Annotated in this window: 19 protein-coding genes and 1 riboswitch; of the genes, 1 reads left to right on the top strand and 18 read right to left on the bottom strand. The window is 66.6% G+C overall.

The genetic code is table 11. From position 1 onward, the window contains the following. Positions 1-18 precede the first annotated feature (18 nt). The 18 genes from KJQ12_RS14155 to KJQ12_RS14070 all read right to left on the bottom strand — a co-directional run bounded on the left by KJQ12_RS14155 (position 19) and on the right by KJQ12_RS14070 (position 22,492). On the bottom strand, positions 19-339 hold the full coding sequence (locus KJQ12_RS14155; protein ID WP_213485272.1) for a hypothetical protein: 321 nt from the start codon (positions 337-339) through the stop codon (positions 19-21). A 49-nt stretch (positions 340-388) separates the two neighbouring features. Continuing rightward, positions 389-793 (bottom strand): hypothetical protein, encoded by a 405-nt coding sequence (locus KJQ12_RS14150; protein ID WP_213485271.1) that lies wholly within the window; start codon positions 791-793, stop codon positions 389-391. A 2-nt stretch (positions 794-795) separates the two neighbouring features. Beyond that, on the bottom strand, positions 796-1,128 hold the full coding sequence (locus tag KJQ12_RS14145) for an alpha-helical endospore appendage domain-containing protein (protein ID WP_213485269.1): 333 nt from the start codon (positions 1,126-1,128) through the stop codon (positions 796-798). 19 nt (positions 1,129-1,147) lie between these two features. Next, the gene (locus KJQ12_RS14140) at positions 1,148-1,435 is read right to left on the bottom strand and encodes a hypothetical protein (RefSeq protein ID WP_015254081.1); all 288 of its coding nucleotides are present in this window, start codon (positions 1,433-1,435) and stop codon (positions 1,148-1,150) included. Positions 1,436-1,510: 75 nt separating this feature from the next. Continuing rightward, complete coding sequence (locus KJQ12_RS14135) at positions 1,511-3,013, bottom strand: glycosyltransferase family 2 protein (protein ID WP_244860615.1); 1,503 nt, start codon at positions 3,011-3,013, stop codon at positions 1,511-1,513. A gap of 61 nt (positions 3,014-3,074) precedes the next feature. Then, entirely contained in the window at positions 3,075-4,208 is a 1,134-nt protein-coding gene (locus KJQ12_RS14130) for a GT-D fold domain-containing protein (RefSeq protein WP_244860614.1), read from the bottom strand. After that, on the bottom strand, positions 4,205-4,927 hold the full coding sequence (locus KJQ12_RS14125; RefSeq protein ID WP_015254078.1) for a sugar phosphate nucleotidyltransferase: 723 nt from the start codon (positions 4,925-4,927) through the stop codon (positions 4,205-4,207). The genes KJQ12_RS14130 and KJQ12_RS14125 overlap by 4 nt, the downstream gene beginning before the upstream one ends. Positions 4,928-4,952: 25 nt before the next feature. Then, positions 4,953-5,705: a glycosyltransferase family 2 protein gene (locus KJQ12_RS14120; RefSeq protein WP_213485267.1), complete on the bottom strand. Its 753-nt coding sequence runs from the start codon at positions 5,703-5,705 to the stop codon at positions 4,953-4,955. After that, the gene (locus tag KJQ12_RS14115; protein WP_213485266.1) at positions 5,690-6,628 is read right to left on the bottom strand and encodes a glycosyltransferase family 2 protein; all 939 of its coding nucleotides are present in this window, start codon (positions 6,626-6,628) and stop codon (positions 5,690-5,692) included. Before KJQ12_RS14115 ends, KJQ12_RS14120 begins: the two co-directional genes overlap by 16 nt. A 6-nt stretch (positions 6,629-6,634) precedes the next feature. After that, positions 6,635-7,462, bottom strand: a complete 828-nt coding sequence (locus tag KJQ12_RS14110; protein ID WP_213485264.1) for a glycosyltransferase family 2 protein — start codon at positions 7,460-7,462, stop codon at positions 6,635-6,637. A 1,626-nt stretch (positions 7,463-9,088) separates the two neighbouring features. Further along, positions 9,089-13,540 carry a WIAG-tail domain gene (locus KJQ12_RS14105; RefSeq protein ID WP_213485262.1) on the bottom strand — a complete coding sequence of 1,484 codons (4,452 nt, stop codon included), beginning with the start codon at positions 13,538-13,540 and terminating at the stop codon, positions 9,089-9,091. Between the two features lie 123 nt (positions 13,541-13,663). Then, positions 13,664-14,518 (bottom strand): bifunctional hydroxymethylpyrimidine kinase/phosphomethylpyrimidine kinase, encoded by an 855-nt coding sequence (gene thiD / locus KJQ12_RS14100; RefSeq protein WP_213485335.1) that lies wholly within the window; start codon positions 14,516-14,518, stop codon positions 13,664-13,666. Beyond that, a complete protein-coding gene (gene thiO, locus KJQ12_RS14095; RefSeq protein WP_213485260.1) occupies positions 14,518-15,666 on the bottom strand; it encodes a glycine oxidase ThiO in 1,149 nt (382 codons plus the stop codon). The genes thiD and thiO overlap by 1 nt, the downstream gene beginning before the upstream one ends. Next, on the bottom strand, positions 15,663-16,511 hold the full coding sequence (locus KJQ12_RS14090) for a thiazole synthase (protein WP_213485259.1): 849 nt from the start codon (positions 16,509-16,511) through the stop codon (positions 15,663-15,665). The genes thiO and KJQ12_RS14090 overlap by 4 nt, the downstream gene beginning before the upstream one ends. Before the next feature lie 4 nt (positions 16,512-16,515). Beyond that, entirely contained in the window at positions 16,516-17,388 is an 873-nt protein-coding gene (gene thiE, locus KJQ12_RS14085; RefSeq protein ID WP_213485258.1) for a thiamine phosphate synthase, read from the bottom strand. Then, on the bottom strand, positions 17,385-18,647 hold the full coding sequence (locus tag KJQ12_RS14080) for a ThiF family adenylyltransferase (RefSeq protein WP_213485256.1): 1,263 nt from the start codon (positions 18,645-18,647) through the stop codon (positions 17,385-17,387). The genes thiE and KJQ12_RS14080 overlap by 4 nt, the downstream gene beginning before the upstream one ends. Further along, on the bottom strand, positions 18,640-20,406 hold the full coding sequence (gene thiC, locus KJQ12_RS14075) for a phosphomethylpyrimidine synthase ThiC (RefSeq protein WP_015254067.1): 1,767 nt from the start codon (positions 20,404-20,406) through the stop codon (positions 18,640-18,642). Before thiC ends, KJQ12_RS14080 begins: the two co-directional genes overlap by 8 nt. 393 nt (positions 20,407-20,799) lie before the next feature. Then, a riboswitch (TPP riboswitch) is annotated at positions 20,800-20,906 on the bottom strand. 431 nt (positions 20,907-21,337) lie between these two features. After that, positions 21,338-22,492 (bottom strand): glycosyltransferase family 4 protein, encoded by a 1,155-nt coding sequence (locus tag KJQ12_RS14070; protein WP_015254066.1) that lies wholly within the window; start codon positions 22,490-22,492, stop codon positions 21,338-21,340. A 236-nt stretch (positions 22,493-22,728) separates the two neighbouring features. Between KJQ12_RS14070 and asd the strand changes: the two genes are divergently transcribed. Beyond that, positions 22,729-23,523, top strand: coding sequence for an archaetidylserine decarboxylase (gene asd / locus KJQ12_RS14065; RefSeq protein WP_213485254.1), 795 nt, complete (start codon positions 22,729-22,731; stop codon positions 23,521-23,523). Positions 23,524-23,540 lie beyond the last annotated feature (17 nt).

The following is a 23,540-nucleotide window of genomic DNA, read 5'->3' as shown; positions in this document are numbered from 1 at the left end:
GCGCACACGATAAGCCCGCTACGGCTGGCTTTCGTACGCAAGCTGATGTCCGTCCTCGAACCCTTGCGCAAACCCGGCATTGTACCCTTCGTTGTACGCCTCGTTGTAGCCCCTGCGGTAAGCCGCCGATCCGCGCTCCGTCCGCCTGCGAAGGCGCCGGGAAGCCCGGCCCGCCTGCCGGCCGCGGATGCGCCGGACCGCGCGCCTGCGCCGCACCGTCCGGTTCGGTCTGCCGGCCGCTCCCGTCTTGCGGCGCAGCCGCCGCCGAGCCGCTCCTCCGGTCCGTACGCGCCGGCGGCCCGTCCCGGAGCGCCGCCGCCTGCTTCTTCGCCTGATCATACCGGCTCCCTCCCGTCCGTTCAACCTGCTGTTCGCATCCAGATGCCGCTTATTCCGACGCCTGACCGACGGGCCCGCCGCCCCGCCGCATCTCCCTTGAACGGGCTTTGCCGGCAGGCGCATTCACCTGCAGGCAAGCCGTGCGCGCCGGCGCGCCGCCCGGCGCCTCGCCTTGCCCGCCATCCATCCGAAGCCGCTCGTCCGAAAGCCACGGACCGGCCGGCCGGCCCTGCATGACGCGCCGCAGCTTCACGCCAAGCAGCGATTCGCACATGCGCAGCTGGAGTCCGGCCAGCCGCGCCAGCATCGCCGCGACATCTTCCGGCTTCCCGCCCGGAAAGCGCGCGTTCAGGTCAGCCGTGCTGTCCAGCATGCGCGCGACGGCCCGCTGGCTCGACGCCAGCGCTTCGAGGAGCGCCAGCTTCGCTTCACGCTCCCGGTTCAGCCGCGGCATCGCTATCGATCCTCGAAATCAAATTTGCCGTCGAACAACCCGCCGAAATTGCCGCCATCGTCCTCGTTCCCGCCGAGCACCGCCTTGAGGACGCCCGTCAGGCCGCGGTTCAACTTCGTCAGCCCTTCTATCGTCTCCAGCACATGCTCATGCACGCCAATCGGCTGCTTGACCTGGCTCTCATGATCGGCGAAAGCGTCGGACGTGACGTGGTTGATCAGCCAGTTCCGCATTTTTTCCGCTTCGACGGCTTTGGCTTCGAGAATCATGGCGACGTTCCATTCGATGTTCGCGGCGGCATTCAACATGCGCATATACGCTTGTTCCCGGCTCACCTTGCGTCCATCCTCCCGCTCATTCTTCGGAAGCTCCGTCCAGCTCTTTCATGACGGCGGCGAGATGCTCGGCCATCGATTCCTGCAGGTCGGCGATGTTGTTCAGATAAGCGACGATATTTTTGCCGATCGCCTGGGAATGCTCCATCAGCCCGTCGAACGCGCCGAGATCCGGATGCTGGTCCGGCATCGCATGGATGATCTGCGCCATCCGCACCGCGACATGCCGCTCGGCTTCCAGTACGCGCGCCGCCTGGCGGTGCGCCTCGGACAGATGGTGGATCAGTTCGTCCAGCAAATGCTGCATGACACCGCTCAGCCTCCCTGTGTCCCGCCGTATCCGTTACAGCATATGCGAAAATCAGCCCGCTGCCACTTGCAGTCACAACCGCTGCTCCGTGCGCACCGGCGCGATGATCGGCAGCCCTTCCGGCGCCGCCGCCAGCGCTTCCGTCAGCGGAACGGCCGGTTTCGCCGCAAGTCCCCAGCTTTCCGCGGCCAGCCGCGACGCAATCGGACGGCGGACGCCTTCCTCCAGATGCTGCAGCGAACCGTCCGGCATGCGGATGAGCATCGCGCCCGCCTGACCTTCGCCGGACATGCCGCCGTGCCAGAGCCGCTCCGCATCAGCGGCGGCGATCGGCGGGCCGATCGGCCAGCGCATCAGATCGACCATCGTCAGCCGGACCACGGGAATATGGAGTTCCCCTTCCACCGGCCGGCGCTCGCCCTGAGCGAGCCAGTAAACCGTGCCGCTTAAGGCCCGCACCGCCACATGGCGCGGATAGAAATCCGCTTCGCTGAAAGCGGCGGGGAATCCGTTCTCCACGCCTCCCGGTTGCCGCGCCCGGACCCAGTCGCGCACCCTTCCGACCAATCCGTGCGGATCGTGTCCCCATTTCTCGCCGTAATACGCCGCGTTGTGCTCGTTCACGGCATCGAGCGCCGGTCCGAGCGCCTTGATGCTGACGCTGCCGAAATGGTGAATGAACGTGTCGCGGGCGACCACCAGGCGGAAGCCCAGCAGCTTGACACGGATGTTGTAGTCGTCGTCCTCGTAATTGCCGACCGTGTATCCTTCATCAAAATAACCGGTCCGCTCCCACAACTCCCGCCGGAACGCGAGACAAAACCCGGTGATCCGCTCGACGTCCTGCCACAGCGCCGGGTTGGAGCGGTTGTGCGCCGCCGCGAACGCCTGCATTTCCGTCAGATTGCGATACGGCACCTCGATTCGCTGCTCACCGCCGATATAGTTCGTCACCGGTCCGACCAGCCCGATCCGGTCGTCGCTCGCGAGGCAGGCGAGCAGATTGTCAAGCCACCGCTCGGTCACCAGCGTGTCGTTGTTGAGCACCACGATCGTCTGCCCTTTCGCCATCATGAGTCCGCGGTTCACCGCGCCCGCGAACCCGTAATTGCGATCGAGCAGCCGGTACCGGACACGGCCGCGCATCGCCTCGAGATAATCCGCCGTCCCGTCCGTGGAACCGTTGTCCACCACAATGACTTCATAGGGAAGATCCGTATGCCGGAAAATGCTGTCCACGCACATCCGCAGATATTCCAGCTGATTCAGCGTCGGAATGATGATGCTGGTCCCTTCGAACAGGCGGCCGAAACCGTGCAGTCCGGTTTCGAAGCCTTCGCGGTATCCGGCTTCCCGGCCCGCCTCGTAGGCGCTCCGTTCTTCTCCGCGCAGCGGGCGCGGCCGGATCGCTTCGACCCGCCGGCTCGCGCCGGCACCGCGGACCGCGCTTGCACCTGCGCCTGCCCTTCCGAACCTCCGGGCCGGTCCGGCCGCCTTCCCGGCACGCCCGGGACGCGCCTTGCCCGGCCGGCGGCGGCGCCCGCGCATCCGCGCCGCTACACCGAGTGCTCTCATGTTCTCACCCCTTCCGGTTATCGCGGACCAGCCGCACGCGCCGCCTCAAGCGGGCGGGCCGCTAGATTTCACCGGGCGGCCGGGCGGCGATATGATCCGCGAGGTGGCCGAAATCGAGCGCCGCCTTGCCGAACTCCGCCGCCAGCGCGGCGGCGATGACGACGGCCGGAATGCCCGCGGCGACAAGCGCCAGATCATAGCTGTCCCGCGCGGCGGCCGCTTCACCGATCACCCGGTCGATGTCCGCGAATCCGCGGACCGGCGAAATGACGCCCGTCACCGCATAGCCCGCGGCCGCCAGCCGCGCCGCCATCCCCGGCGCCGCGTTGCCGATGACCAGCAGGCGCCTGCCCTGCATGAGCCGCGCGAGCAGCCCGGTCTGATACAGACTGTAATTGATCGTCGACTCCGTCAGCCGGAGCGACCGGATGTCGATTCCGTTTCCGGCCAGCGCCGGGCCGAGCAGCGGGCCGTAGTGGCGCCGGCGCGACAGCGGCACGCCGACGATCGACGCCTGCCGCACCGCGGCCGCCAGCCGGTCCCGCGCCGCGTGATCGGGCACGGCCATCCCCGCGCCGGCGAGGAACGGGGCTTCGCGCCGGACCACCGCCGCTTCATAGACCCTGTCGTGCGAGAGCGCCAGCAGTTCCCCGTCGCCGAGCCGGACGACCGAGAGCGGCCGCCCCTCCGCGAGCGCGGCTTCGAATTCATGGAAGACCCCGGCCGCATCAATCAGCGGCAGCAGCCGCGGCCGCAGGGCGTCGACGCCCGCCGCGATCACGTCCTGCAGCGTCAGATCGCCGAGCGTGAAGCCCGCGGGCACCGCCTGCTCCAACAGCAGCTCGCCGCCTTCGTAGCGGCCCCGTTCCAGCGCTTCCTCGATCGAGGCGGCGGACCGGCCCGCTTCCGTGCGCTCCCGGCCGGCTTCCGTCCCTTCGGTCCCCGCCGGAAGCCGGCGCCGCTGCAGGGCGGCCGGCCGCTTCCCGCCGATTCGGTAGCGCCGGCGTCCGCCCTTCCGCCTGCCAACCGCCGCTCCGGCCGCCGCACCGCGCCTGCGGAGCGCGCCGGCCGTCCGCTTCCGCCTCCGGACGCGGACGACGCCCGTTCCCCGCGCTTTCCGCCGCGGGCCGCGAACCCGGCGCACCGGGCGGGCTTCCGGCACCGCAGGCGCTTCCGGCAACACCACTCCGTTCATCGCCGACCCCTCCGTACCCGGTTTGCCGCTTCATACAAAGAATCGAACGTGCCCGCATCCGTCCACCAGCCCTTGAGCGTCCGGTGGGTCAATTTACCCGCGGCGGCATACACGTTGTTCACGTCCGTAATCTCCAGCTCGCCGCGCCGGGACGGTTTGAGCTGCCGGATGATCCCGAACACGTCCGCATGATAGAAATAAATCCCCGTCACGCACTGATTCGTCGCCGCCTGCTCCGGCTTCTCCTCGATCCGGACGATGCGGCCCGACTCGTCAAAGACCGGCACGCCGTACCGCCTCGGATCGCTCACCCGCTTGAGCAGCACCATCGCGCCGTCCGGCTGGGCGGCGAACGCCTCGGCATGGGGCTTCAGCGATTCCTCGAACAGATTGTCGCCGAGCAGCACGACGATCTTGTCGTCCGGATCCACGGCGGATTCGGCCTGCGCCAGCGCCTCCGCGATGCCGCCCGCTTCCTCCTGGATCCGATACGTGATCGACAGTCCCTCTTCGCGCCCGCTGCCCAGATAGGCGATGAACGAGCCGGCGGCCTCCCTGCCCGTCACCAGGACGACATCCGTAATGCCGGCTTCCTTCACCTTGGCGATCGCGTGGCCGATCATCGGCCGGTCGCCGACGGGCAGCATATGTTTGTTGTACAGATTCGTCAGCGGCCGGAGACGCGTTCCGGTGCCCCCGGCCAACAGCACTGCCTTCAAGCCGTTCCCCCCTCGAGCTTCGCGGTCAGTGGAACCATGCCGGGTCCGCCTGCCATTTGTCCAGAAACAGCGCCCGGTTGCGGGCGATGAGCGCCTGCTGCGCCGCTTCTCCGCCAAGCCGGAAGCTGGCGCTTCCTTCGTGATAGACGAGCGTGTCCCGGCAGATGCGCAGCCCGTATCCGAGCATGCGGATCCGGAAGCAGTAATCGTCGTCCTCATAGTGTCCGGGCGAAAATCGTTCGTCCAAACCGCCGACCCGTTCGTACACCGCCCGCTTGAACAGCAGACAGAAACCCACGAGCCGGAGCGCCGGCTCCCATTTCGCCGGGTCCGGCACGTTCATCCGTTCGGCGATCCGCATGAACTCGTCCGGACCGTCGAACGCAAGGTCGACCCGCTGGCGGCCGCCGACGTAATTGGAGACCGGCCCGACCGCGCCGATCTCGTCCGAACTGTGGAGCGCGTCGAGCAGATTTTCGAGCCAGCGGGGCGTCGCCATCGCGTCGTTGTTGAACAGCAGCAGCTGATCGCCGGACGCCATGCGCAACCCCTTGTTGCACGCCCGCGGGAAACCGGCGTTCACCGGCAGCCGGACGAACGGCAGCCGCTCGTCCGCGCACCATTCCGCCGTGGCGTCGGCCGACCCGTCATCGACGACGATGATCTCGTAAGGCGTCTTCTCCGGATCCGTATGGCGCCGGATCGACGCGACGCAGCGGCGCAGCAGCATCAGACCGTTCACGCTCGGAATCACAATGCTGGTCAGGCCGTATCGCACAGCGATTCCCCCTTCGCCGCATCGCGGCGCCGCGAAGCGTCGGGATGCGCAAGGCGGGACCCGGTCTTGTCCATGACCGCCCGCAGCGCCTCGATGTGGTCGCCGATGATCATGCGCGACACCGGATTGGCCTTGCCCGTGTTCGCTTCGCGAAGCCGGTTGCGGGTGATGACATCGACGGAGCCGCCGATCCGCACGTTCAGGCCGGAGGCGAGCGCGAGCGCCTGCGCCTTCGGCGGCACGGCGAGCGCCGCCGGACCGAGCCGCTCGACGGCGCGGCGGCTCAGCGCATGCGGCACCGCGGTCATCGAAGCCGCGCCCAGATCCGGCCGGCCGAGCGCGTGGTTCAGGAAAGCCTTCAGCCGCGTCACATCGTCCCACCGGCTGAACGGGCCGAGCTGCCGGCCCAGCCCGTTCAGCGCCACGTCCGCCCCGCGCCGGACGGCGTCGACGAAAGGCCTGAGCTGCCGCGCGGGAATCACAAGGTCCCCGTCCAGGAAGAGCAGGACGTCCGCGTCCGCCGCGGCGGCGCCGGCCGCCCGGCCGACATCGTGACCGAGGGGCTCCGGATAATGGAGAATCGTCACGCCGGGAATCGCGCGGACGACGGCCAGGCTGCCGTCCGTGCAGCCGTTCAGCACGACGATCAGCTCATCCGGATGCAGCGCCTGCGCCTCGCGGATGACGCCGCCGATCGTCGCGGCTTCGTTGCAGGCCGTTATGATGACGGCCAGCCGGCCTTCGCCGGCTTCGGGCGGCCGAGCGGCGTGCCGGCGCAGCTGCCGGCGGACCGCCTTGCCGCGCCGCACTCTCCGGCGCCGTACGGAGCCGGGCCGCCCCGCGCGGCGGCGCGGCGCCAGCGTCCGCCGCCTGCGCGCCGCATGCGCGCGTTGCTTCGTTCCTGCCTTGCGCCTGCTTCTCAACGGCTCTCACCTCACTTTGCTCCGCCTGCGATCCCCGTCGCTGAATCCGCCCCGCGGATCCATCCGCTCGGACAGCCAGGCGATCGCTTCGAGATGGTCGCCCACGATCAGCGGCTCGAGCGGCCGGCTTCGCTCCCGCGCCCGGCGGGGCGGATTGAGCCGCCCGACCGGCACGCGGCGGGCGAGGCGGATGTTCAGGCCGGCGGCGGCGGCCTTCGCCTGGGCGAGCGGCGGCACCGCCAGCGCGTCCGCGCCGATGGCCTCCAGCGCCCGGCGGCTGATCGCATGGGGCACGGCCGTCATCGACGCTCCGCCGAGATCGGCGCGCCCGAGCGCTGCGTTCAGCGCGTGCTTCGCCAGCACGACCCCGTGGACGCGGCTCTTGCCGGTCGGCCCGTGATAATCGTTCAGCGCGACGTCCGCGCCCGCCTCGACCGCCGCGACGAACGCCGCAAGCACGTCCCTTCGAATGACCATGTCGCCGTCGATGAAGAGGAGGATGTCGCCGCGCGCGGCGCGCGCGCCGACCGCGCGTCCGACGTCGTGGCCCAGCGGCTCGGGGAACGCGATCACCCGGGCGCCGGCCTGTCCGGCGGCGGCCGCGGACCCGTCCGTCGAGCCGTTCACGACGGCGATCACCTCGGTGCGGGGATGGACGCCGCGCGCTTCCCGCACGGCCGCCGCAATCGTGCGGACTTCGTTCATGACGGGAATGATCACCGACACGAGCGGCCTGGCGTCTGCGGCAGTCCCGGCAGCAGCAGTGCTGTCTTCCATCCGGAATGCCATCGGATCGGCGGCCGCCGTGGGCGCTTGTCCCGCTTCGATGCGCACGGCGCCCCGCCGAGCGGGGATGCCCCGCCGCTTGCCGCCGGTGCGGCTTCGGCTTCCCGCCGCCCGTCCATACGGCGGCCTGAGCGGCGCCGCGCTTCGGCCTGACCGCGGCCTGCGGGATGCTGCCTGCCGCCGGCCCCCGGTCCGCCGCGCCCTCCTGGATGTCCGCACAGCCATCACCCCCGGAAGATCGGCATTGGCCGAACTTTTCCATCCCATTGTATGTACCGGAGACGAGCGCGCAACGGCAAATGACTCGTGGGCGGGACACCCGCACCCGTATAACGACACGACAAAATAACACAAAAATGTACTCGATAAATGTGGTGCAGATTTCATAAATTCATACGATCAGAAAAATTGAGATGCTAGCTGAAAGACAATTTTACCGCGAGGCAGGATAAAGGAGAGAAAGCAAAAACGCCGCCTATTGTCCATTCGACCGACATTTCCGGCATGACGATCGGCATGACGCAGCGGCGTATGGGGATAAGGTTGATTATCAATCGCGACCGTTTTGCTGAACATCAGTTGCCATAAAACTCTAAACTGTGCATGCCTCAACTGGTTGTGAGGACAAACGAATAGGGGAACAGGAATTGCATTAACCATCGAACTTTATAAGTTTATAGGAGATCAATTTGGGCATGCCTCTCAAAAAAGATTTATATTCAATCCAATAAAAAGAATTTAACTGAAAATTATCAATGTCCTTTACTTTGACATTCACCAATGTCTCTTGCCCACTTACATTTCTAATCACAATCGTTGATTGATCTCGATCAATGTTTATTACTTCAGCCAGTTCAGCAGTAACTTCAGACTCTTTCAAGAGAAAACCTTTCACAAGAAAAGCGGATGTTAGTAAAATGAGGAATAAAAATGCAAATAATGAAATAGATATTTTTTTTGTCATTTTAACTTATCACCGCTTGGCACACTTATTAATAACAAAGATAATAAATGGTGGATAAATTACCTAAATATAGTATGTATATTGATTTTGTCTAAAAAGGCTATTAGAACAATTTGAGAAAGAAGTAAGAATTCCGAATTCGAGATATGGACAAACTGAAGTATTCGGCTCTGCATACGCACATTCCTGGCTGCCTTCATTTATGGATAGGGTAACAATAAACCTTGGTTGGGCATCCTTTACATTCAGCGGAACTGGAGATTACTTCACTTGGACAACTAATTTTACAGTTGGGTCATAAAGTCTATCTAAGTCGCAATGATTAATCTATTCTAAAGTAAAACACACTTGTAAACTCCCCTCATAGTAGACACCTGAAACAATTATCAGGACTACTTTTGAGGGGAGATTTTCTGTGAAGTATAAAAATTTGTTACACCGGTTTCGCATCTCACTTGACAACATAATTCAGGATCGTTTGAAATCCTAATTTCCGTAGGAATTACGGAGCATCTAATTTGATAGCAAACAAGTCCCCATCTGCATACCAGCACGAAAGTACAGTGATGTTTATGATTAGTGATTCGGTATCCAAACCTTTACAACTATCCCATCTGCCTTTGAAAAGCTACAGCTGTAAATAGAAAAAAAGCGGCATCCCCCATATCACTGTTCCAGTGAATACCGTAGAAATGCCGCCAAAATGCTCGTCAAAACCGATACCCAACCGCAATCCAGTTCAACATCCCGTTCGGCGCCGGTCCGATCCGCAGCCGGCTCACCGTAACCACCGCGTACTCGGCGAATTTTTCCTTGATCGATGCGATGACGCCCGGCTGATCCGCCGTCACTGTGAGCGCATACTGATCGTCGGCGTACGTCTCGTCGAACGGCAGGGCGACTTCGATCTGCTCCTCCAGCCCGGTGAACGCGAACGGCGTCAGTCCGAACTGCTGCAGCACCGCGCCTCCGCCTTCCGGCGCCGCGACCGGATTGAACGCCATTTTCGACGCCGGCAGGCTGTAGTCCCGGACATGGCGGTCGCTAATCGCTTCAACCGCGATGTGCCGGCCGTCCACCGCGCCCTCGGCAATCCGGAAGCCGTCGATCACACCCGTTGCGCCGTCGGCGGATGCCGACGACCCGCCGCCCGGAGCCAGCGCGGCCGCCGCGCGCGCGGCTTCCGCCAGCGCTTCGATGACGCCGCTCGCCAGCTTCGCGGCCGTAACCGCGCCGTCCGCCAGATGGACGGCGCTGACGGCGCCGGCTTGCAGCTGCGCACCGCCCACCGAACCGGCCGCGAGATGCCCGGCCCGCACCGCGCCGGCCTGCAGATGCCTGCTGCCCACGGCATCCACCGCCAGATGGTCGGCGCCCACCGCGCCGGCCTGCAGGTGCCTGCCGCCCACGGCGCCGGCCTGGAGCTGCTTGGCGCCCACCGCGTCCGGCGCCAGATGCACGCTGCCCACCGCGCCGGCCTGGAGCTGCTCGCCCCCCACCGCATCCGACGCCAGATGCGCGGCGCCCACCGAACCGCGCGCGATCTTGCCGCCCGTGACGGACGCTTCGCCGAGATGCTCCGAACCGATGGACAGCGGCGCAAGATGAATGCCCGCGACGGAACCGGGCGCGATTTTCTCCGCCGTCACCGCGCCGTCCGCCAGATGCTCGTTGCCGACGGCGCCGGCCTGGAGCTGCTTGGCGCCCACCGCATCCGCCGCCAGGTGCACGCTGCCCACCGCGCCGGCCTGAAGCTGCCCGCTCCCCACGGCGTCCGCCGCCAGATGGTCGGCCGTCACCGATCCGCCGGCGATTTTGCTTCCCGTCACGGACGCTTCGATGAGATGCTCCGTGCCGACCGACTGCGGCGCGAGACGATCGCCATCGACGGCGCCGAAAGCGATTTTGTCCGTTGTCACCGCTCCGTCCGCCAGATGTTCGCCGCCGACCGCGCCGGCCTGAAGCTGACGGCCGCCCACCGAATCCGCCGCCAGATGGTCCGCGGTGACCGAACCGCGCGCGATTTTGCTTCCCGTGACGGATGCCACACCGAGGTGTTCGGCGCCGACCGACTGCGGCGCAAGATGACCGCCCGCAACGGAACCGGGCGCGATCTTCTCCGTCGTCACCGCGCCGTCCAACAGATGCTCGCTGCCCACCGCGCCGGCCTGAAGCTGCCGGCCGCCCACCGAACCCGCGGACAGATGGTCGAATGTGACCGAACCGCGCGCGATTTTTTCACCGGTTACGGCCGCTTCGCCGAGATGCTCCGATCCGATCGACCGCGGCGCGAGATGAATGCTTGCGACGGCGCCGGATGCGATTTTCTCCGCCGTCACCGCGCCGTCCGCCAGATGCGCCGCGAATACGCCGCCGTCGGCGATGGCGGCGCCGCCGACGCTTCCCGGCGCCAGCCGGTCCCCGGTCACCGAGCCGGGCGCGAGCTTCCGCCCGGACACCGAGCCGTCTTCCAGACGATCCGGCTGCAGCAGATTCTCGGCCACATGCGCCAGCGTGATCGAGCCGCGGCGGATGTGGTAACCCTGGATCGCTTCCGCCTTCAGCTGCTTGCTGCCGACCGATTCCAACGCCAGGTGCTCCGTCCGGACCGCACCCTGGGCGAGCGCAGCCGACGTCACGGCGGACTCCGCCAGATGCTCCGGGCCGACCGAACCGGGCGCCAGATGCTCGGACCCGACGGCGGATTCCTGCAGCTCCCGGCTTCCGACCGATCCCGGCGCCAGATGATGCTGCGCCACCGCTCCCGGCCGGATGTGCGCGCCGTCCACCGTCTCCGGCTGCAGCTGCTCCGCGCCGACCGAACCGGGCGCCAGATGGCCGGATGTCACGGCGCCGGCGGCGATTTTGCCGGACGTGACCGCGCCGTCCGCCAGATGCAGCTCCCGCACCGCTTCGCCGGCGATGTGAATGCCCAGCACCGCGCCGTCCGCCAGATGCCGGCTCCGGATCGCCTCGCCGGCCAGATGCTTCGATCCGACCGCCCCGTCGGCCAGCAGTTTGCCGCCGATTGACCGCACGGCCAGATGCTCGGTGGTAATGGCACCCTGCGCGATATGCGCGCCGCCGACGGCTCCCGGCTGCAGATGATCGCTTCCGACGGATCCGGGCGCGAGATGCTCCGCCGCAATGATCCGTTCGGCCAGCTGATCCGGACCGACGGATCCCGGAGCCAGCTTTTCCTGCGTCACCGCGCCGTCCGCCAGCTTCGCGGCCGTCACGGCCTGATCCGCCAGCTTGTCAGTCGACACGCTCTCCGGCGACAGTTTCAACGAAGTGACCGCATGGTCCTCCAGATGGTGCGGCTTCACCGCCCCCGGCCGGATATGGCGGTCATGCACGGCGCCGGAAGCCAGTTTCTCCGCGGTTACGCCGTCTTCCGCCAGGTGCCGGGTCTCGACCGCTCCTTCCAGCAGATGCGCCGCACCGATCGCCTTCGCCCGGATTCGCTCGGATGTGACGGCTCCCGGCGCGATCGCCTCCTCCGTCACGGCCCCTTCGGTGAAATGGAATGTGCGCAGCGCCCCCGGCGCCAGCTTGTCGAATGTCACCGCGTCGTCCGCCAGATGCTCCGTCCTGACGGCGCCGGACGCGATGTTCGCCGAACGGACGCTGCCCTCGGCCAGCTTCGTGTTCCCGACCGCGCCGTCCGCCAGCTGCGTCATGCCGACGGCGCCCGGGCCGATATGGTCTTCCTGCACGGCGAACGCCGCCAGCTTGTCGCTTGTCACCGCTTCATCCTGCAGATGCGCGGTGCCGATCGCGTTCTGCTGCACGTGCCGCGCCTCGATGCTGAGATCCGTCAGATGGCGCGAGTGAACCGAACGGTCGGCCAATTTGTCCGCATTGACGGAATGGCGCGCCATATGGCGCAGATGAACCGATTCGTCCGCCAGCTTCGTCGCATTGACACTCTGGTCGGCCAGTTTGGATGCGGTGACGGCGTGGTCGACCAGCTTGATCGTGCCGACCGATCCGTCGGCCAGCTTGGCGGCCGTCACCGACTGGTCCGCCAACTGTTCCGTGCCGATCTCACCGCGGGCGACGTGTTCGCCGCGGACCGCTGCTGCGGCGATTTGTTCGGACTGGACCGCTCCGGACGCCAAGTGTTCCGTCTTTACGCTTTCCGGCGCGAGCGCGCGGCTTGCGACCGCCGATTCGGCGAGATGGACGGCTTCGACGGCGCCCGGAGCGAGATGCTTTCCCTGGATGGCCCCCAGCGACACGTGATGCGCAAGCAGGATCCCTTCTTTCAGATGGGCGCCCTCGATCGCACCTTCCTTGATTTTGGGGCCGGTCACCGCGCCGTCCCGCAGCTTCGAGGTCGTGACGGACGCTTCGGCGAGTTTGGATGTGTCGACCGCCTCATTCGCCAGCTTGTCGCGGGTAACGGCGCCGCTGCGCAGTTTATCCGTCGCGATGGCATGGTCGGCGATCATCTCGCTCGTCAGAATGTTCGGCTGCAAATGCTTCGCTTCGATCGAACCGGCCGCAATCTTGTCGCCGCTGATCGAGCGGTCCGCCAGTTTGTCCGGCGTTATGCTCCCGTCGCGCAGCTTCTCCCCGCCGATCGACCGGTCGAGCAGTTTGTCCCCGGAGACCGAATTCGGCGCCAGATGCTCGCCGGTCACCGACTCGGGCGCCAGTTTGGCCGACGTGACGGCCCCGTCCGCAATTTTGATGCTCTCCACCGCGTAGTCGCCGATCGTATGCGTCACGACCGCGCCCGGCTGGATCCGGACGGTGTCGACCGCGCCGGGGGCAAGCTTCTCGCCCGTCACCGACTCGTCCGCCAGATCGTCCGTAAAAATGATCGGCTCGGGCTTGATCGGCGAACGTTTCTCCTCAATGCTTTCCAGCTTCGCTTCCCTTTCCGCCTCGGCCTTCGCGAGCGCTTCAACCGCTTCCGTCTCGCGGACCGTTTCCTGCTCCGCTTCCCGGATCGCCTCCTCGACGGCCTGAACGGACGCCGTCTCCGCCTCTTTCACGACGGTTCCGAGCACCTCGGCCTGCTTGACTTCCGGCGCCTTCGGCCGTTCCGCCGGCTGTTCGTCGAGCCAGGTCAGTTCGGAACGATTCGGATCATCGACATAAAAGAGCGGTCTGCGCGCTCTGACCGGTCTTCCCCTCCGTTTTTTCGCCATGGCCCACTCCTTCTTTGCCACCATAGAGTCATCTGCATCATATGCAAACGTCTATGGGCAGGTTCAACGGTTGCGAGAGGAAAAAAGACCGGTCGGAACAAAAGCGCCTTCCCGCCGCCGATGTCACCGTTCAGCCGCAACGGGGGGCTTCAGCCGATGCGCCGCATGCCACAGGGAACCGATGCCGCCGCCGGTCGGGATGGCATGCGCGATGGCCTCGCCGAGGAAGCGCCGCGCGGATCGGACCGCGTGGACGAGCGGCGTGCCCCGCGCCCGGAAGGCCGCGATCGCGGCCGACAGCGTGCAGCCGGTGCCGTGCGTATGCCGCGTCTCGGCGCGCGGCGCGCGGATGACGACCGGCTCGGCTGCGTCCGCGCCGCAGAGCACGTCGACGCACGTGCCGCCGGCGGCGGGCAGATGGCCGCCTTTCAGCAGCACGTTGCGGATGCCGAGCGCGAGCAGTTCCCGCGCCGTTTCGATCATGTCCCGTTCCGTGCGGATCTCGCCCTCCCCGATGCCGAGCAGCGCGCAAGCTTCGGGAATGTTGGGCGTGATGAGCTCGGCCATCGGCATCAGCCTCCGCTTGAGGGCGTCAACCGCGTCCGCCTTGAGCAGCCGGTCTCCGCTCTTCGCGATCATGACCGGGTCGACGATCAGACTCGGAACCGGACGGCGCTCCAGGGCGTCCGCCACCGCCTCGATGACGGCTGCATCGTGCAGCATGCCGGTCTTGACCGCGTCGGCGCCGATGTCGCCGAGCACCGAATCGATCTGCGCCGCCGCGACCTCCGGCGGCAGCGGGCAGACCGCCTGCACGCCGAGGCTGTTCTGCGCCGTAACGGCCGTTACGGCGCTCATGCCGAATACGCCGAGCTCCTGCATCGTCTTCAGATCGGCCTGAATGCCCGCGCCGCCGCCGGAATCGGAGCCGGCGATCGTCAGCGCGCGCGGCAGGGAATGCCGCTTCACGTTCTGCATCATGCCCTCATCCCTTCGAACTCGATCTGCCGCACCGCCGTAAACCGGAGCGGATCGAACGCGTCCAGCGGCACGGGCGGCGCTTCGCCCGTGAGCAGCGCGGCGACGGCCGCGCCCGTCGCGGGCGCCAGCAGAATGCCGTTGCGGTAATGGCCGGCCGCGATCACGACGCGCGGCGCATGCCCCAGACGGCCGATCAGCGGCCGGCCGTCCAGCGTGCCCGGGCGCAGGCCCGCCCACCGGTGCACCGGCTCAAGATCCTTCAGGATCGGGAACACCTTCGGCCCCCAGCGGACGAGCCGAGCAATGCCGCGTTCCGTGACGGAAGTGTCGAATCCGGCGACATCTTCCGATGCGCCGCAGACGAGCGTTCCGTTGTTTTTGGCCGTCCAGTACGCCTGCGGCGAGACGACGATGCGCCGGATGAGCCCGGCCGGCATCGGATAGGCGCAGATTTGCCCGCGGATCGGATGGACGGGCAGCGGCAGGCCGAGCTCCCGTTCGAACAGCCCGGTCCAGGCGCCCGTGCAGACGACGAGCACGTCTCCGGTGAACGTTCCGGCCCGCTCCGTCCCGATTTCGACCCCGTCCGCGCCCAGGTTCAGCCGCACGGTCCGGCCGGCCTCCGCGGCGATCGCGACGCCCCGGCGGCGGCAGGCGCTCTCGAGCGCCTCGACGAGCGCCGGCGCGTACACATGGCCCTCCTCCGGGATGTAGAGCGCCGTCTCGATGTCCGGCGCGAGCTGAGGCTCAAGCTGCCGCAATTCGGACGAACCGACGAGTTCGGCGCGGGCGCCGTACCGATTCTGCCACGCCATCCGCGCGGTCAGCGGCAGCACGTCCGCTTCGCCCAACGCGACGGCGAGGCTGCCGCTGCGCCGCAGCTCGATCTTCCGCCCGGACGCTTCTTCGATCGCGGCCGCCCAGTCGGGATACATCCGCAGACTCTTGAGGCAGAGCGCGAAGAACGGGTCCGGCCCGTCGGAATTTTCGGTATATGGCGCCAGCATGCCGGCGGCCGCGCCGGACGCCTGTCCGCCGGGTCTTCCGGCTTCGACGACGGTGACGCCGAAGCCCTTTGCGGCCGCCGCGAACGCTGCCGACAGGCCGATGATGCCGCCGCCGAGGATGACGACCCGCCCGCTCATCCGCCGGTCACCCGCCGGCCGGCCGCGGCCGGTTCGGCCGCGCGGTCCGACAGCGGCTCGAGCACGCCGTCCGGATCGCTGCTCGCCGTCGCATAGAGCCGTTTCGGAATGCGTCCGGCCGCGCGGGAGAGCGCGCCGGCCTCGACGGCGAGCGCCATCGCGCGGGCCATCGCGACCGGGTCGAGCGCCTTCGCGACCGGCGTGTTCACAAGGATGCCGGAGGCGCCGAGCTCGATCGCCTGCGCGGCGTCAGCAGCCGAGCCGAGGCCGGCGTCGACGATGACCGGCACGTTCGCCTCTTCCGCGATCAGACGCAGATTGTACGGATTCAGAATGCCGAGCCCGGTGCCGATCGGCGATCCGCCTGGCATGACGGCGGCCGCACCGGCCTCCGCGAGGCGCCGGCACAGCACCGGATCGTCGGACGTATAGGGCAGCACGGTAAATCCCGCTTCCGCCAGCATCGCGGTTGCTTTCAACGTCTCGATCGGATCCGGCAGCAGCGTGCGCGGATCGGCGCTGATCTCGACCTTGACCCAGTCGCCGAGCCCGGCGGCGCGGGCCAGCTTCGCGATGCGCACCGCTTCGGTGGCGCTCGATGCGCCCGACGTGTTCGGCAGATAAATGAGATCCCGTCCTTCCAGATGCTGCAGCACCGAGTCGTCGGCGGTTTCGTCCAGATTGACCCTGCGGACGGCGAAGGTGACGACTTCCGCCCCGCTCGCCTCCAGCGCCTGGAGCATGACCGCCGGACTCGGGAACCGCCCCGTGCCGAGGAACAGCCGCGAGCGCAGCGTCCGGCCGCCGATGACGAGCGGCGGAACGCGATAAAACGCCTCGTGCATCCGATCAACCCCCTCCCCTGAAATGGACCAGCTCCACGGCGGCGCCGGCCTTAAGCAGCGTCCGGCTCCATTCGGAACGCGCGACGATCTCGCCGTCCACCTCGGCGACGATCCGCCGGTCCTTGAGGCCGTGCCGCTCGATCAGTTCGCCGAGCGTTCGCGCCGTCGTCTCCGTATCGCGCCCGTTGAGGCGAAGCCGAATCGGACCTTCCGCCGGAGGGGCCGCATCTGCCGCATGCCCCGCTTCCCGGGCGGTGATCCGGGCCTTCAGCTCCCGGCTGACCGCTTCGGGGTCCGGGCTGCCGACAATGGCGGACACCGCGCACAGCCGGCGCGCCCCGGCATCCAGCACTTCGTCCGCGTTGTCAAGCGTTATACCGCCGATCGCGACCCACGGGATGGCGATCTCCGCCGCAGCCTGCCGGACGTATTCGAGTCCGGCCGCCGGCCGGCCCGGCTTCGTCGGCGTCGGATAGACCGGCCCGACGCCGATGTAGTCGGCGCCCGCCCGGACCGCTTCCCGCGCCTGCTCGATCGAATGGGTCGAGATGCCGATGATCTTGTCCTCGCCGAGCAGCCTGCGCGCCTCCGCGATCGGCATGTCTTCCTGGCCGAGATGGACGCCGTCCGCCTCCGCCTCAAGCGCCAGCTCCGGATAGTCGTTCACGATGAACGGCACGCCGTAGCGCCGCGTAAGCTCCCGGAGCGCGCGGGCTTGCCCGAGCAGCCGTTCCGGCGGCGTCTCCTTGTCCCGCAGCTGCACGATGTCCGCGCCGCCGCGGATCGCCGCTTCCATGACTTCGATCAGATCCCGGCCGGGGTGGCAGGACTCGGCCGTAATGGCATACAGCCGGAAATCAAACGCCGCACGGCTCATCGCACCGTCACTCCTTCTTCATTCGGTTGATGCAAAAGCTCCGTCAGTCCGCGAACCGCTTCTTCCGCATCCGAGACGCCCTGCACCAGCACGCGCCCTTCTCCGCGGAACACAACAAACCGCCTGCCGTCCCCCGTCTCCGCGCGGATGAGCCACGGATTGCGCGTGATGATGCAGCCGTCCGCACGGAGCCGCTCCTCGATCCGCTCGAGCGGCAGCGGATGGTCCAGCGTCAACTGCACCGTATCCCGGCCGCACAGGACCGCGGCGCGGATCGGGCCGGCGGTCGGACGCGGTGACGGGGCCGCCGACGCTTCTTCCCGGACGGCAAGCCGCTTCAGCCCGGCCTCAGCCCGTTCCATCGGCAAGCCGGATTCCGCCGGGGGCTTCGCCCGCCCGCATACCGCGCAATCCCGCGAAGGGCCCGGCAGCCGCCACTCTCGCCATTCAGACGGCCAGAGCGACGCCGAAATCCAAGTCCGGCGCAGCGACTCGCGGCGGCCGGTCAGCCATTTGAGCGCTTCGGCCGCCTGCAGGGCGGCGACCAGTTCGACGATCGGCGAGATGACGCCTTCCGTCTCGCATGTGCCCGCGTCCGCCGCCTCCTGGTCCCCGCCGATCAGGCAGCGCAGGCAGGCCGTCTCGCCCGGGACGAGCGCCGCGCTCATGCCCGACGCGCCGACCGCTCCGCCGTACAGAAACGGAATGCCGAGCGCGAAGCAGACGTCGCTCATGAGCAGCCGCGTTGCGGCATTGTCCGTGCCGTCCAGAACGAGCTGCACCCCTTCGGCAAGCGCCGCCGCGTTCGCCGAAGTGACGTCCGCCACATGCTCCTCGATCGCGATGCCGCTGTTGATCCGCCTCAGCTTTGCCGCGGCGGCCGCCGCTTTCGGCAGCGCCAGCCGGGCGTCCTCCTCGTCGAACAGCGTCTGCCGCTGCAGATTGCTCGGCTCGACGAAATCCCGGTCAACGATCCGGATGCGGCCGACGCCGGCCCTCGCCATATGCTGGGCGAGCGATGCGCCGAGCGCGCCGGCTCCGACGATCAGCACCGAAGCTTCAAGCAGCCGGCGCTGTCCTTCGGGACCGATCGGCGCGAACCGGATCTGCCGGCTGTACCGCTCCATGTCCGTCCGATCCGCCGAACGTCCGGGTTCCGCCGTTTCCTTTTGCCGACCGGCAGCCGTCTGTTCCGAACCGTTCGTCAGCCCCGCGATATGTTCCGCCATGCCGCATTCTTTTGCCGGATCGTCAGCCATACAGGCTTCCTCCCGCATCGCGGAACGCGCCGGCGCGCTCCTTGAGCCCCGCTTCCACTGCTTCTTCAAGGCTCATGCCGCGGCTCGCCGCATAGTCCCGCAGCTCCTGCGACATCTTCATGCTGCAGAACTTCGGTCCGCACATCGAGCAGAAATGGGCCGTCTTCGCCCCCTCGGCCGGCAGCGTCTCGTCGTGGTACGCCATCGCCCGCTCCGGATCGAGCGCCAGATGGAACTGGTCGCGCCAGCGGAACTCGAAGCGCGCCTTGGACAGCGCGTCGTCCCATGCACGCGCCCGGGGATGACCCTTGGCGAGATCGGCGGCATGGGCGGCAATCTTGTAGGCGATGACGCCCTCCTTGACATCGTCCTTGTTCGGCAGGCCGAGATGCTCCTTCGGCGTCACGTAGCAGAGCATCGCCGTGCCGAACCAGCCGATCATCGCGGCGCCGATGGCCGACGTGATGTGGTCGTAGCCGGGCGCGATGTCCGTCGTCAGCGGACCGAGCGTGTAGAACGGCGCGTCCTGGCAGATTTCCGCCTGCCGGTCGACATTTTCCTTGATCATGTGCATCGGGACGTGGCCCGGACCTTCGATCATCACCTGCACATCGTGCTCCCAGGCGATCTTCGTCAGCTCGCCCAGCGTCTCGAGTTCGGCGAACTGCGCCTCGTCGTTCGCGTCGGCGATCGAACCGGGACGGAGGCCGTCGCCGAGGGAGACGGTGATGTCGTAGGCACGCAAGATTTCACAGATTTCGCGGAACCGGGTGTACAGGAAGTTCTCCTCGTGATGCGCGAGACACCAGGACGCCATGATCGAGCCGCCGCGCGAGACGATGCCCGTCACCCGTTTCGCCGTAAGCGGGATGTACCGGAGCAGCACGCCCGCATGGATCGTCATGTAGTCCACGCCCTGCTCCGCCTGCTCGATCAGCGTGTCGCGGTAGATCTCCCACGTCAGATCGGCGGGATTGCCGCCCGCTTTCTCGAGCGCCTGATAGATCGGCACGGTGCCGACGGGAACGGGCGAGTTGCGGATGATCCATTCGCGGGTCGCATGGATGTTGCGTCCGGTGGACAGATCCATGATCGTGTCGGCGCCCCAGCGGGTGGCCCAGACCATTTTCTCGACTTCTTCTTCAATCGAGGACGCGACGGCGGAATTGCCGATGTTCGCGTTGATCTTGACATGGAATTTCCGGCCGATGATCATCGGCTCGCTCTCGGGGTGGTTGATGTTCGCCGGGATGACCGCGCGGCCGGCCGCCACTTCGGCGCGGACGACTTCCGGATCCATCCCTTCGCGGATCGCGACGAATTCCATCTCCGGCGTGATGATGCCTTTCCTGGCGTAATGCATCTGGGTGACGGCGCGGCCGGGTTTCGCGCGCAGCGGCCGCCTCGGCGGGCCGGGGAACCGTTCGATGCCCGCCCGCTCCGCCTGTTCCGGCGTGCGCCAGCCGTTGTCTTCCGGCCGCTCGGCGCGGCCTTCGTACGCTTCGGTGTCGCCGCGCTCGGCGATCCAGACGCCCCGCAGCGGATTCAGGCCCCGGCGGATGTCGATGCCGGCCTCCGGGTCGGTGTACGGTCCGCTGGTGTCGTACAGCAGGACCGGATCATTCGGCGTCTCGCCCTGCGGCGTCCGGCTCGGGGCGAGCGCGACTTCCCGCATCGGCACGCGCAGATCGGGGCGGCTGCCGGTGAGATACACTTTGCGGCTGCCGGGAATCGGGGATGTGGAGAGGTGAATGGACATGAAAAAGACCTCCCGTTTGGATGATGTGAATCCAATAGGAGGCCAGCGCCGGCGGCTCCGGATCATGACATTCGGCGGTGTGATGCATGCGGCAAGACAAACCTGCCTGACGAGTGCTGCTGCCTCGCGGCTTCCATGCGCGGTGCAGCGATCGCCGCAAAACGATCTCCGCGCATGGAGTCACTCCGGTTGCAGCATCGCCGTCAGCATGCTTTCACAATGCACCTGCACACAGCAGCATGCCAAGGCCAATCCCGCCTGCAACATCCCGCATATGCAAAAAGCCGCTTCACGGGGAAGCGGCTCATTCGCACACGACGGGCACGGCGGGCACACGCCGGACATACGGCGGTCCGTTGGCACGCCGGGTGCACGCTGCATCGTATTCCGAATTCCGAAGCCTTCCCACTTTCCTACGCTGGCATTACCCAGATCAGGTTCAAAGGGACCAAGGCGGATTCGCCTTATCTCAGCCCGCAAGGGCGCCCCTAGTGGATTCGCCTTAGACTATACGGGAGTTTCCTGCAACTGTCAACCGGAGTTGTGAATTCATTTGAGCACCGCCCGCAGACGCTGTAACGTGCCATCCACGTTACAACTTCTCACCGCACCACCTCTCAGACGCTGTAACGTGTTATCCACGTTACAGCCGCTCACGGCACCGCCGCACAGACGCTGTAACGTGCCATCCACGTTACAGCCGCTCACCGCACCACCTCTCAGACGCTGTAACGTGCCATCCACGTTACAGCCGCTCACGGCATCACCGCACAGACGCTGTAACGTGCCATCCACGTTACAGCCGCTCACGGCACCGCCGCACATGCACTGTAACGTGTTATCCACGTTACAACCGCTCACGGCACCGCCGCACAGACGCTGTAACGTGCCATCCACGTTACAGCCGCTCACGGCACCCCCCCGGCGCCGCCTATCCGCGCTCGTACAGCTCCATCCAAGCTTCGGCGGTGCGCTGCCACGTGAACTTTTCCTCGACGCGCTTCCGGCCGGCCGCGCCCATTCGGCTGCGCAACTCCGGATCTCGGATGAGCGCGCCGATCCGGTCCAGCAGTTCCGCCTCCATGTTCGCAGGGTTAACAAGATACCCCGTCTCGCCGTCTTCGACCACCTCGACGATGCCGCCCACCCGGGAGGCGACGACCGGCAGCCCGCTCGCCATCGCCTCGACGTTGACAAGGCCGAACGCCTCGCCCGGCTTCGACGGCACGACCGCGATATCGGCGGCGAGGAACCAGTCGGGCACTTTCGTGTACGGCACATACGGAACGAACAGCACGTGCCGCTTCATCGCGCGCGCCATTCTCTTCAGCCGCAGCGAGTACGCCGTATCCCGATGGGAACCGTAGAACGGGCTGCCGACGATGACGAGCAGCACGTCGGGATGCGCCTCGGCCAGCTTCGGCAGGATGGCCAGCAGATGATGCACGCCCTTGCGCGGGATGAGCCGGCCCATGAACAGGACGACCGTCCGGTCCGTCCAACCGCGGTCTTCGCGCAGCCGCCGCCTTCGCTCGCCGCTCCCCGGGTCGTCCGGCGGCCGGAACCGGTCGATGTCGACGCCCAAATGGAGGACGCGCAGCTTGTCCGCAGCTTCCGGCACCATCTCCGCTACCGTCCGGCGCAGCCAATGGCTGTTGACAAGCACGCGGTCGGCCGCGGCCAGACTCCGTTTCAGCGCCGATCTGCTGATGTACCGCTTCCCGATGAACGTTTTCGACTGGAGGCTGAGCCAAATTTTTGTTCGGGGAAAACGCCGCCTCAACCGGAGCACGTACAGCGGACGGTTCTCCACCTGGATCAGGGTTGGACGGAACTTCCGCATCGCCGTGCCGACCGCGCGCACATACGCCTTCTTGTCGGCGGCCGGAAAACGCTCGATCCGCACGCCGCCGAGCGAACCGACGCGGGAAAGCCCGCGTCCCGTCCGGCCGTAGATCCGGGGCTCGAACCGCCGCCGGTCCAGACGCGGGGCGAGGTATTCGATGACGCGTTCGACCGAACTTCCCTTGGGCGAAGGGATGGCGAACGATCCGGGCGTGACGAAGGCCACCCTGGGCACCGCCATCGGCCCGACCTCCTCTCGCATGAGTCCTGCCAGCAACATATACGTCAAATGTCCGGCCGGACACGGCGGCTCCCCATGGGCGGGCGATTGGTCGGCGCATCCGGCGCACCGGATCCCGGCTCCCGCGTACGGAAATGTACGGAATCTATGAATCTTCCGCGTCCATCGGTCTATTGATTTGTCCCCGGCATTGTGGCACACTAGGCGGCAAAAGCCCACGGAAGGAGCAAGCGGAGTTGAGCAAATGGCTGCTGAGAACGCTCACGGAACTGGGTTCGCGGAAATGGATTTCCCGTCTCGCCGGCCGATTCGCGCACTCGCCGGCCAGCAGGCTGCTCATACCGCGATTCGCGCGCGTCTACGGCATCGCGGTGGAAGAAGCGGAGAAAGCGATCGGGGACTATGCGACGCTGAACGAGTTTTTCACCCGCCGGCTGAAACCGGGAGCCCGTCCGGTCGATGATGCGCCCGGCGTTCTGGTCAGTCCGGTCGACGCGCGGATCACCGGCATGGGACCGATCCGCCAGGGAACGATCTTCAACGTGAAAGGCCAGGACTACACGATCGACGAGTTGCTCGGCGGCAATCCGCGCGCGGAGAGCTACCGAAACGGATACGGCATCGTGCTCTACCTGAGTCCGTCCGACTACCACCGCATCCATTCGCCGGTGGACGGCGTCGTCGTCGAACGCCATCATCTGCCGGGACGCGTATATCCCGTCAACGACTTCGGCCTCACCCACATGCCGCGGGTGCTCAGCCGGAACGAACGCCTTGTCACATATATCCGCCATGAAACGGGCGAGACGGCGGTCGTGAAAGTCGGCGCGCTCAACGTCAGCGGCATACGCTATGCCGATCCGAAGGCGGACCGGCTCAGCCGCGGCGGCGAACTGGCCTGGTTCGAATTCGGCTCGACCGTCGTCCTGCTCACCGAGAACGGAACATTCGAACCGCGGAGCGATCTGGCGCCCGGCGCCAAAGTCCGCATGGGCGAAGCGCTCGGCCGCCTGCTGAAGACCCGATCCTGACCGCTCCGGGAGCCGCA

It is taken from the genome of Thermobacillus xylanilyticus (assembly GCF_907165215.1).
GTDB classification, from domain to species: Bacteria; Bacillota; Bacilli; order Paenibacillales; family Paenibacillaceae; genus Thermobacillus; species Thermobacillus xylanilyticus.
Note: the sequence above shows the minus strand (reverse complement) of the source record. Positions and strands in the feature narration are given on the sequence as shown.

Excerpts from the sequence above, each read along its gene's own strand:
- KJQ12_RS14080 (WP_213485256.1), bottom strand. The coding sequence starts at position 18,647 with ATGGCTGACGATCCGGCAAAAGAATGCGGCATGGCGGAACATATCGCG.
- KJQ12_RS14090 (WP_213485259.1), bottom strand. The coding sequence starts at position 16,511 with ATGCACGAGGCGTTTTATCGCGTTCCGCCGCTCGTCATCGGCGGCCGG.
- KJQ12_RS14135 (WP_244860615.1), bottom strand. The coding sequence starts at position 3,013 with ATGAGAGCACTCGGTGTAGCGGCGCGGATGCGCGGGCGCCGCCGCCGG.
- KJQ12_RS14070 (WP_015254066.1), bottom strand. The coding sequence starts at position 22,492 with ATGGCGGTGCCCAGGGTGGCCTTCGTCACGCCCGGATCGTTCGCCATC.
- KJQ12_RS14150 (WP_213485271.1), bottom strand. The coding sequence starts at position 793 with ATGCCGCGGCTGAACCGGGAGCGTGAAGCGAAGCTGGCGCTCCTCGAA.
- KJQ12_RS14130 (WP_244860614.1), bottom strand. The coding sequence starts at position 4,208 with ATGAACGGAGTGGTGTTGCCGGAAGCGCCTGCGGTGCCGGAAGCCCGC.
- thiD (WP_213485335.1), bottom strand. The coding sequence starts at position 14,518 with ATGCAGAACGTGAAGCGGCATTCCCTGCCGCGCGCGCTGACGATCGCC.
- KJQ12_RS14105 (WP_213485262.1), bottom strand. The coding sequence starts at position 13,540 with ATGGCGAAAAAACGGAGGGGAAGACCGGTCAGAGCGCGCAGACCGCTC.
- thiC (WP_015254067.1), bottom strand. The coding sequence starts at position 20,406 with ATGTCCATTCACCTCTCCACATCCCCGATTCCCGGCAGCCGCAAAGTG.
- thiO (WP_213485260.1), bottom strand. The coding sequence starts at position 15,666 with ATGAGCGGGCGGGTCGTCATCCTCGGCGGCGGCATCATCGGCCTGTCG.
- KJQ12_RS14140 (WP_015254081.1), bottom strand. The coding sequence starts at position 1,435 with ATGCAGCATTTGCTGGACGAACTGATCCACCATCTGTCCGAGGCGCAC.
- thiE (WP_213485258.1), bottom strand. The coding sequence starts at position 17,388 with ATGAGCCGTGCGGCGTTTGATTTCCGGCTGTATGCCATTACGGCCGAG.
- KJQ12_RS14155 (WP_213485272.1), bottom strand. The coding sequence starts at position 339 with ATGATCAGGCGAAGAAGCAGGCGGCGGCGCTCCGGGACGGGCCGCCGG.